The sequence below is a fragment of the Micromonospora sp. AMSO12t genome (genome assembly GCF_008806585.1).
GTDB lineage: Bacteria > Actinomycetota > Actinomycetes > Mycobacteriales > Micromonosporaceae > Micromonospora > Micromonospora reichwaldensis.
This window is the reverse complement of record NZ_WAAS01000001.1, coordinates 174,073-183,346: the sequence shown is the minus strand read 5'-3', so window position 1 is coordinate 183,346 and position 9,274 is coordinate 174,073. Positions and strand designations below refer to the sequence as shown.

The following is a 9,274-nucleotide window of genomic DNA, read 5'->3' as shown; positions in this document are numbered from 1 at the left end:
CCCGCGTCGCCGAGATACTGCCGTGCCGTGCGTACCGCAGGATGGTCGGCGCCGAGCACGGCGGGCCCGAGGGCGGCGACGCGGGTGTAGTTACGGCGCGCCTCGTGCCGGTTGCCCAGCTCGTCCGCCACCGCGGCCAGTTCGAAGGAGAGCGCCAGCATCAGCGGGTCGGACGGCGGCCAGAGGCGCTCGCCGGCGGCGAACGCCTCCTCCAGCACGCGCCGGGCGGCACCCGGGTCGTCCGCCTCCCGGTGCAGGCGGGCCAGCAGGTGCGCGGTGCTCAGCACATCCGGGTGGTCCTTGCCGTACGGCGGCCGGGCGGAGCCGACGGCGTCGTTGAGCAGTCGACGGGCGGAGTAGAGATCGCCCGCGGCGCGCAGGGCGAGGGCCCGGTGCTGCACGGCGGCCAGGGGAGAGGGATGGGACACGTGGCCATGCTGCCGCGTGAGGCCTGTCGGACGCTACCCAGGTCCACCGGTTGGCTGCGGCTCATACGGGTCCGGTCACCCGTCCGACCTGCGGCGACCCATCGGCCGGAAGCTGATGTGCATGATCCACCCGGGCCGTGTACAGTAACTCCCCGTGCGGCCCACCAGGGCGGCCGACGGGTGGAAGATCGCCTCGGTCGACACGGTAGGCTGGACGAGCAGGTCCGGGTGGCGGAATGGCAGACGCGCTAGCTTGAGGTGCTAGTGCCCGTATAGGGCGTGGGGGTTCAAGTCCCCCCTCGGACACAAACTTGCGGCATCCATGCCGTCTTCTACGTACTGGTGGTCAGGGCTCCTTGACCACGTGAATCTGATCTTCGCGACCAACTTCGCCGGCCCTGTGTCGGTTGGCGGTGGTGGTCGCTGTGGCTGAGTCTTCTCTGGCTTCTGTCATCCCTCCAGTCCTTCTGCCGGCCCGTGGTCGAAGCAACCCGCGTGACGCCCATGCACCGCTGCGTCGGGCTCCGTGCCGATGCCAGCGCTTGCGCAGCAGCGGTCCGAGGCCAAGGTGTACCGTCTCGCGTCGGTCGATGCCAGTGACCGGATCCGTGATCGAGGCATCGTGCGTGCCCTGGCTTGGGAGCCGGGTGCCCGACTGGAGATCCGCGAGAGAGCTGGCGTCATTGTCGTGCGTCGGGATCCTGGTGGAGTTTTCGCTCTCACCGGTCAGGGGCACCTATTGCTGCCGGCGCCCCACAAGAGAAGCAGGCGGCGGCAATGCGGGGGTACGTCAGAAAGACCGGCGGCCCGTTCGGCGGGGGCGAGGGTGTTGGTCATCGGGATGCCTCCGGCGCGGGGTCGAGTTGGGCCATGAGGGCTTCCACCGGCTAGTTGTCGAACCAGAACACGATGCGCACGTCCTCCGGAGCACCCAGCTTCGCCAGCAGGTCGAGCCGACCGAAGTACCAGTCGTGGAGGAACCCGCGAACCGTCTTCACCTGCGGCTCACCCTCACCACGCTGATCGGCGAACGTCTGATCATAGTCGAACGCCAGCAGTTCAGCAAGGGTCAGCCACGTGTGGCTGTGCCCGTCAACGTTCCAGTCGTCGCTTTTGGCGCGAACCTCGGCGGACACGTCGGCGGGCAGGCCGCGCGGCTCGGCGATGACCGGCGACTCGGAGTAGTTCCGGACGTCGGCGAGGAATCCGAACAGGCCGTAGTCGCGGGCGCCGTCAAACGGGCACTGCTTTTCCTTGGGGAACTCGTTGTCGGGGAAGGTGTTGTCTCCGGCGTAGGCCCAGGTGCCGTTGGTGCGGGTTTCGACGTAGGCGTGGATGTCGGATCCCATGGGTGGCTCCTTCGAGGTGTTGGGCTAGCGCGACCAACAGGGCAACCTGACCCTGCCAAGGTCCAACTTGGGAGAATGGTTCCACCCGCGAACACCGACGGGAACGGCCGACAGGCCGTCGCACTACTTTGGCACGGGACCGGGATGGCGCTGATCGTCTGCGCGGTGACGAAGTCGTGCTCTGGTCGACGCGTTCGTCGCGAAGGTCGACGAGGACCTCGCCGTCTCCGCCGGGCTCAACCTGGCCGGCCTCACCACGGGTGGAGCGGTATAGGACTGCCTTCACGCAGGTAGGACAACGACCACCGCGCCTCCTGCCGCAGGAGTGGGGTGAGGCGCGGCTCTGCCAGGAATGCCTCGTACAAGGTCGTGCCTCGGCTGGGATCCGTGTCGGCGACGCAGCGGATCGCCGCACTGCGTACCACGAGGTTCTCATCGGCGAGGGCCTGCTCGACCGCCTCCCGGCTCGCCGGGCCGGTGTGCTTGGCCAGTGCCCTGACGGCGTTGACGCGGTGCAGGAAGTCCTTGTGCCGAGCCTGCTCGCAGAGGATGTGCGTAGCGCGGGGGTCGTTGATGTCGCCGAGGATCACGATGTCCGTGGTGCCGACGCGGTTCGGCAGCTGGGCGAGGAACTCCTCGGGCGCGACCGAGGCGGCGATGTGCAGGGCGGCCGACCAGCTGTCGCCCAGCTCCCGGCCGGTGGATTTCGTGACCAGGTTCGCCCTGGCCGTGCCGTAGTAGAGGTCGAAGACGCGTTTCGCTCCGGTGGGCCCGGCAGCGATCAGGGCTTCGTCGGCCCCGGGCTCCCCGTCGAGAACCTTGACGATCACGGCATCGAGACCATCGTTCATCGGCCCATGATGCCATTGATCTTGTCGACTGCATGATGGGGTGCCACAGCCACGGCAACCCGGCCGCCCGGGGAAACCGGATGCGGACGCTGAGCGGGCCGTGCGGGCGCTTGTAGCCGAACATGATCCGCGAGACAGGACCCAGTGGTGGGACAGCGTTCGCCCAGTGCCTGCTCGATGTCCATGGTCCTACTGGCGGTAGCAGGCTCTCGTGCATGGTGGGGAGGTCGCCCACGGGCGCAGCCGAATACAGGCGGTGGTGTCCTCGGGTGCAGGTGTCAGTGCCCGATGACGCCCTGGAGGTCCACGGCGACCTGGATCGCCGCGATGGTCTTGCGCTTATGCAGGTTCTGGACCTTCGCCTGTCCACCCGTCGACAGCAGCGGCACGAAGATGAACGACTCGTCGCAATGCAGCTCGCCGTGCACCGCGACCGCCTCAGGGAAGAGGTCCCAGTGGAGGTTGTCGGAGAGTTCCTCAGGGCCATCCAAATCGACCATGAAAGGAAGTTGCGCAGCGTGGTGTTGAGTCCGCCCAGGCTCTCCTCGAAGACCGTTGCCTCGGCGGCCGCCCACCATGTGGCTACACCCTCCGCGACCTCCCCCGGCCGAGCTCGCGGCGGCGCTGGTCCAGCTCGTCGGCTCCGCTGAGCCGCCGGTGTGCTGGGTGGCCGACGCTGCCACGGCCGCTGTCCCGGAGCAGAAGAGGAAGATCCTGCTCGATCAAGCTGGCGCGCACCAAAGACCTGTCATCGTCGCTCACTCACGACAACGCCTGATCGGCTACCCGCACACTGATCCGGCGGACATCGCCGGTGACGCCAGCAACTGTGGATGCACGCCCACACCCGGCGGCACACCGGGGCGGTGGCTGACGGGGTGGGGCCGGGCGTCTGCCGAGACGACGTGCTCTGGTTGTCCATCCGCAGGCGTACGGTGACCGCCTGGCGCACCGTCCGGTGTCGCGAGCATCCACCGCTCTCCCGATACGGCGGCCGGATCCTCCACGTCGAGAAGCACACGCTGGCGCAGTTCGCGGGCGATGTCTTGCGCCACTGCTGCCTGGGAAAGGGACACGGGCGTCGATGGCGGCCAGATGATGCACAGCCCCATCTCGAAGCCTTCCGGGTAAGGGATGACCTGCACGAATCCGACCGATCCCTCCTGGAGACAAGCCTCCGATTCCAGCGGTAGGCCGCAGGCCCGGGAGCAGGCGAGTACAACAGCCGCATCAGATGCGGCCTGCTCGACGAAGAAGTTCATGAAGTTCTGGTCTGCCATTTCGGGCATATACCCTTGCGGGCCATCATGCGCAGCAATGCCTCCACTCGCCGTCCTCGGCCGTCACCTGCTGCGGTCTCGTGGCGTGCCGATCAATGTGCTTGGGGTCGGTGCCGGGTCAGGCGGCATGGCGCCGGTTTTCGACGGTGCCAGTCAGCGGGTCTTCTTCGTCGCCCGCTTGCGGGGTGGCGTCAACAGGTCGGCGATCGCGGCGATCGCGGACGGCACCAGGCGGTAGTACGCCCAGACGCCGCGCTTTTCACGCTCGAGTAGGCCGGCCTCGGTGAGGATCCGAAGGTGGTGACTCACCGTGGGTTGGGAGAGGCCGAGCGGCGCGGTGAGGTCACTGACGGACGCCTCGCCCTCCGGAGCGGACTGGATCAGGCTGAGCAGTCGCAGCCGGGCCGGGTCGGCGAATGCCTTCAGCACTCCCGCGAGCCGCTCGGCATCGGCGCGCTTGATCGGCTCGCCGGCAAGGGGCGAGATGGCAGGCGTCGTAGTTTTCGCAGTTCCCACGTCTTGCATCGTTGCAGCAACGCCACCGGTAGGCCGGCGAAACGAGGGCTGGATCACGGTGAATGATGTGGTGGTCGTCGGGGGCGGGCAGAGGGCTTGTGGGCCTGACCCGGTTTGACGGACATCCCAGATCAGGGGCTCTGAGCCCCTCGGGAGGATGTTCATCATGGAAGGCATGGGTAAGAACCCGCGCCGGCCTCGCAGGGCGTTCACGGCCGGAGTTCAAGGCGGAGATCGGCGGGGTGTTCGGGGACGCCGTTCGATGGCGGCCAGGTATGGGGTGGCCGGGTGGACCGGATCGCGGCTGTCGGTAGTTTCCGAGTGGCCTAACTTGATCTTTAACCTGCTGGGCGGTGGCATCGACCCCGGCTGATCATGAGGACAGCCCTTGATCGATCATTCCTCTTGTCCAGGGAAGAAGATCAAGGGATGTCTCGTATCCCTGATGTCTGTCTGTTGAGGACGATGGGGGCAGGTGATCTCGGTAGCCCGCTCGGCGTGGATCTTTCCGTTCACCGGGCTGTAGCCGCCCGGTTCCGCACGCTGGTCCGGCTGGTCGCCGAGCGTGGCGGTGGCGGCATCGCCGACGGTCGGCCGGGCTGACAGTGGGCCCTCGACCTGCCGGATCGGGTGTTGCTGGTCGCCGCGTACTGGCGTACGAACCTGACGATGCGGCAGTCGGCTGCCGTTCCGCTCCGGACGACGGTTCGTGCTGCCTGTTCCGCCTGTCATCGGCAATTATCCAATGGGGCTTCGCCCAGTTCGGAGCGGGTGCGCCGTGCTGCGATTGTCATGGCTCCGGAGTCAACCCGGTTCGGCCGTTTTTTGCGGCGCGCCCTGCGGACTCATTCCTGGTGACCGTCGGGCCTCGTGTCGGGAAGGCGTATTCGCTTGCATTAATCGGGCAGTGGCCGGTGTCGGTCCGTGGGTGGTGCCGGGAAGAGTCGTGCTCCATTCGTGCCCGCTGCCTCGCGTGTTGTCCCTCCTCACTATTCCGATTGGGATTCGGACGTATCCCAGGTTTTCCTGCCAGCTCGCCGGGCCAACTGTGGGCCGGAGGCGGGAGTGTCGCCCCGGGTTCGGCGCCGAAGAGGGTGACCTGCCAGGTTTTCGTCCACTTTGGTAACTATGCAGATTTTGCGGTCAAATTGGCGGTAGCGGTATTGGATGCTTTGCCAGGGCGTCGGGCGTGACTGATAGTTATCGTTTTGCCGGCGCTCGATGCAGATGAGGGGAAGCTGTCCGTTTGGATGATGTTTTCAAGAGACGCGGTGGACCGAGACTGTGCGAGTCACGGTGGCGTGGCTGGCAAATGATCCTTGTTTCAACCCATGGTATTCATGCAGCTGGCGAGTATTGCGCGGACGGTTAGGGCTATTTCCGGAAAGGGTGGGAGCGCTCGGTGTTCCCGCGCGGCGGGTCGGTCCATTGGCTGCGGCTTCCTCTCCGGGTGGGACCGCGCGGCGGCCCGGTCGTCGAGTGGCCGCTGGCCGACGACCAAACGCGGGCTCGGCTGCGATCGCGCAGGGCACGGAGGGACGTTCGGTGAAGTACGGCATCCTGGGACCGCTGGAGGTGGTTCATGGCACCGAAACCGTGCAGCTCGGTGGCCCGCGCGACCGGGTGATCCTGGCGATGCTGCTACTCGAGGCCAACCAGGTGATCCCGGTGGAGCGGCTGATCGACGCGGTCTGGGACGACCCGCCGTCGACGGCACGCGGTCAGGTGCAGATCTGCATCTCCAACCTACGTCGGCGGCTTCAGGCGGTCAGCGGGCGGGACCTGATCGACACCCGTAGCCCCGGCTATCTGCTCAACGTCGGTCCGGACGAACTCGACCTGCGGGTCTTCGACGCCCGGGTGGCCGAGGCTCGTGACACCGGTGGCCCGCTCGCCGCTGCCGCGTTGCTGCGCGGCGCGTTGGCCCTCTGGCGTGGTCCCGCGTTGTCCGGGATGGACAGCCGGGTGGTCACCTCCTACGTCAGCCGGCTCAACGAGCGCCGGTTGGCGGTGCACGGCGAGTGCATCGACCTGGAACTCCAGGCTGGTAAGCACTACGAGCTGGTCGGCGAGCTGATCGAACTGGTGGACCGGCACCCGCTCCAGGAGCACTTCCGTGCCCAGCTGATGATGGCGCTGTACCGCTCGGGCCGGCAGGCCGAGGCGCTGGAGGGCTACCGCCGCGCCAGCGAGGTGCTGATGGACGAGCTCGGCATCAACCCCGGCGAGGAGCTGCGTCGACTGCACCAGGCCATTCTCGAGGGCGAGTGTCCGATTCCGCTCCCGCCGCACGGTTCCGCTGTCGCGGCGACCATCGCCCCGGCAGCGCAGGTGCGGTCGTTGGTGCCGAGCCTGCTGCCGGCGGCGATTCCGGACTTCACCGGCCGGGCCCCGATCGTCGGCGCGATCCGCGCCCAGCTGGGGGAGCAGGGGCAGGTTGAGGCCGATGGGCCGGTGGTGCGGGTCGGGGTGATCGTCGGACCGGGCGGGGCGGGCAAGACCACGCTGGCCGTCCACGTCGCGCACCAGCTCGCCCCGGAGTTCCCCGACGGGCAGCTCTTCGCCCGGCTGCGGGTCGGTGACCGTCCGGCCAATCCTGCGGACATCCTGGAACGCTTCCTGCGGGCCCTCGGCGTGAGCGGTGCGGCGATGCCGGACGGGATCGAGGAACGGGCCGAGCGCTTCCGCGACCTGCTCGGCGGGCGTCGGATCCTGGTCGTGCTGGACGACGCGATGACCGAACAGCAGATCGCGGTGCTGTTGCCGGGCACCGCGAAGTGCTCTGTGATCGTGACCAGCCGTCGCCGGCTCACCGGATTGCCGTCGGTCAACCGGGTCGAACTCGGCGCGCTCAGCCGGGGCAACGCCGTGCAGCTGCTCACCCGGATCGTCGGTCCGACACGGATCGCCGCCGAGCCGTCGGCCGCCGACGAGTTGTGCCGGCTCAGCGGCGACCTGCCGCTGGCGCTGCGCATCGTCGGCGCCCGACTCGCGGCCCGGCCGCACTGGAGCGTGACCGACCTGCTCGAGCGGTTGGTGGACGAGTCCCGCCGCCTGGACGAGCTCAACCACGGCGAGATGGGGGTCCGGGCCAGCATCTCGGTGACCTACGAGGGGCTGTCCGCGGACGCCAAGGTCCTGCTGCGCCGACTCGCCCTGCTGGATTCGCCCAGCTTCGCGTCCTGGGTGGGCGCGCCGCTGCTGGAGACCGACCATCTGCGGGCGCAGGACGCGCTGGAGGAGCTGACCGAGGCGTACCTGATCGACACCGAGCCAGGGCCGGTGGCCGGTCAGCTGCGATATCGCTTCCACGACATCACCCGCCCGTTCGCCCGCGAGAGGTTCGTCGAGGAGGGCCCCGAACAGCGGCGGGCAGCTCTCGAACGCTGGTTCGGCGCGCTGCTGGCGCTGGCCGGTGAGGCGCACCGCCGGGAGTACTCCGACGACGTCCTCGCCCCGAACAGCGGAGCCAGCCGTTGGCCGCTGCCGGCGCCGTTGGTGGACCGGTTGCTGGCGGATCCGCTGGCCTGGTTCGAGCAGGAGCGCGCCACCATCGTCGCCGCCGTCGCCCAGGCCGCCGCCAGTGGGATGGTGGAGCACGCCTGGGACCTGGCGTTGACCGCGGTCACGCTGTTCGAGTCCCGCTCGTACCTCAACGACTGGCGGCAGACCCACGAGGTCGCGCTGAACGCCGCCTGCCGCGCCGGCGACGTGCGGGGTGAGGCGGCGATGCGCTACTCGCTCGGCTCGCTGCACATGTTCGCCCAGCAGAGCGCACCGGCGGCCCGGCAGTTCACGCGTTCCTACGCCCTCTTTGAGGAGTTGGGCGACCGGCTCGGCATGGCACAGGTGCTGCGGAACTCGGCCTACCTCGACCGGGTCAACGGCGACCTGGCCTCGGCCCGCGACCGCTGGGGCCGGGCACTGGAGGCCTTCCAGCTGCTCGGCGACCGGATCGCCGAGGCGCACGTGCTGCACAACCTGGCTCAGATCCACCTCGACTACGGCGAACAGGACGCGGCCTACGAATTGCTGGTCCGGGCCGGGCAGATCTGCGAAGAGGTCGGCAACCGCCGGGTCGGTGCGCAGGTCCGGCACCGGCTGGGTGAGCTGCTGCTGCGCCGGGGGGACCTTGAGGGAGCCGGGGTGGCCTACCGCGGGGTGCTCGACTCGGTGCGGGCCGCCGGCGACCAGATCGGTGAGTGTTACGCCATCCTCGGGCTGGCGGCGGTCGACCATCGACGTGGCGACCTGGCGTCCGCCGCCAGGCGGCTGGCCCGGGCCCAGGCGCTCGCGGTGGCCGCCGGTGACCGGATGGCCGAGAGTCGGGTGGCACACGCGCTCGCCGACGTCGCCTTGGATGCCGGGGAGCTGGGTTCGGCCGCCGAGCACGCCGATCGCGCGGTGCGGATCTTCGGTGAGATAGGCGCCGCGCTGCTCGGTGCCAGCGCGATGGCGTTGCGCGGGCGGATCCACGTGGCCGCCGGTGAGCGGGCCGCCGCCCGGGCCGGTTGGGAGTCCTCCAGGGCGGTGCTGTCCGGGCTCAGCCTGCGCGGTGCGGTCACGCTGCAGGCGCAGCTGCGACGGGATTTGTCCGCACTGGGCGTCGCGGATGCCGATCGGCCCGTCACACCGGTTGGATCAGACGTTGTTCACGCCGGCCGGCCCGCCGGCGGCGAGGAGGCGACCGGGTCCGGGCCGGCCCCACGGGCCTGAGAGCCGCCGCCGCGCCGGGATGGTCGTACCTGACCGTCCCGGCCATCCGGTCTCAGCCCCAGATCGTGTTGCGCTGCAGATCCGCGGGCGGGGTGGGAGATGCCGTGGGCGCTGGCTCCAGGGGTGCCGTGGGA

The 9,274-nt window shown here is 68.8% G+C and carries 7 protein-coding genes, 1 tRNA gene and 1 pseudogene; 3 read left to right on the top strand and 6 right to left on the bottom strand.

Annotated elements, in window-relative coordinates:
• Positions 1–428, bottom strand: a 428-nt coding sequence (locus F6X68_RS00690) for a tetratricopeptide repeat protein (protein ID WP_151452369.1), incomplete at its 3' end; no start/stop codon positions are given.
• A gap of 222 nt (positions 429–650) precedes the next feature.
• Here F6X68_RS00690 and F6X68_RS00685 point away from each other — a divergent pair.
• Positions 651–734: transfer RNA gene (locus F6X68_RS00685), tRNA-Leu, on the top strand.
• 581 nt (positions 735–1,315) lie between these two features.
• Here F6X68_RS00685 and F6X68_RS00680 read toward each other — a convergent pair.
• The 5 genes from F6X68_RS00680 to F6X68_RS00660 all read right to left on the bottom strand — a co-directional run bounded on the left by F6X68_RS00680 (position 1,316) and on the right by F6X68_RS00660 (position 4,433).
• The gene (locus F6X68_RS00680; RefSeq protein ID WP_151452368.1) at positions 1,316–1,777 is read right to left on the bottom strand and encodes a hypothetical protein; all 462 of its coding nucleotides are present in this window, start codon (positions 1,775–1,777) and stop codon (positions 1,316–1,318) included.
• Between the two features lie 251 nt (positions 1,778–2,028).
• Positions 2,029–2,628, bottom strand: coding sequence for a HEAT repeat domain-containing protein (locus F6X68_RS00675; RefSeq protein ID WP_151452366.1), 600 nt, complete (start codon positions 2,626–2,628; stop codon positions 2,029–2,031).
• A 278-nt stretch (positions 2,629–2,906) separates the two neighbouring features.
• Positions 2,907–3,128, bottom strand: a complete 222-nt coding sequence (locus F6X68_RS00670; RefSeq protein WP_225851872.1) for a T6SS immunity protein Tdi1 domain-containing protein — start codon at positions 3,126–3,128, stop codon at positions 2,907–2,909.
• A 282-nt stretch (positions 3,129–3,410) separates the two neighbouring features.
• Entirely contained in the window at positions 3,411–3,908 is a 498-nt protein-coding gene (locus F6X68_RS00665; protein WP_151452364.1) for a hypothetical protein, read from the bottom strand.
• Between the two features lie 153 nt (positions 3,909–4,061).
• Complete coding sequence (locus F6X68_RS00660; RefSeq protein ID WP_151452385.1) at positions 4,062–4,433, bottom strand: helix-turn-helix transcriptional regulator; 372 nt, start codon at positions 4,431–4,433, stop codon at positions 4,062–4,064.
• Positions 4,434–4,899: 466 nt separating this feature from the next.
• On the opposite strand from F6X68_RS00660, the pseudogene F6X68_RS00655 reads away from it, so the two are divergent.
• Positions 4,900–5,102, top strand: a pseudogene (locus F6X68_RS00655) (IS5/IS1182 family transposase); the annotation flags it as partial.
• 867 nt (positions 5,103–5,969) lie between these two features.
• The gene (locus tag F6X68_RS00650; RefSeq protein WP_151452363.1) at positions 5,970–9,140 is read left to right on the top strand and encodes an AfsR/SARP family transcriptional regulator; all 3,171 of its coding nucleotides are present in this window, start codon (positions 5,970–5,972) and stop codon (positions 9,138–9,140) included.
• Positions 9,141–9,274: the final 134 nt, after the last annotated feature.

What these genes read in the sequence shown, in the direction of transcription:
- F6X68_RS00680 (WP_151452368.1), bottom strand. Translation starts at nt 1,777, where the DNA reads ATGGGATCCGACATCCACGCCTACGTCGAAACCCGCACCAACGGCACC.
- F6X68_RS00675 (WP_151452366.1), bottom strand. Translation starts at nt 2,628, where the DNA reads ATGAACGATGGTCTCGATGCCGTGATCGTCAAGGTTCTCGACGGGGAG.
- F6X68_RS00670 (WP_225851872.1), bottom strand. Translation starts at nt 3,128, where the DNA reads ATGGTCGATTTGGATGGCCCTGAGGAACTCTCCGACAACCTCCACTGG.
- F6X68_RS00665 (WP_151452364.1), bottom strand. Translation starts at nt 3,908, where the DNA reads ATGGCAGACCAGAACTTCATGAACTTCTTCGTCGAGCAGGCCGCATCT.
- F6X68_RS00660 (WP_151452385.1), bottom strand. Translation starts at nt 4,433, where the DNA reads ATGCAAGACGTGGGAACTGCGAAAACTACGACGCCTGCCATCTCGCCC.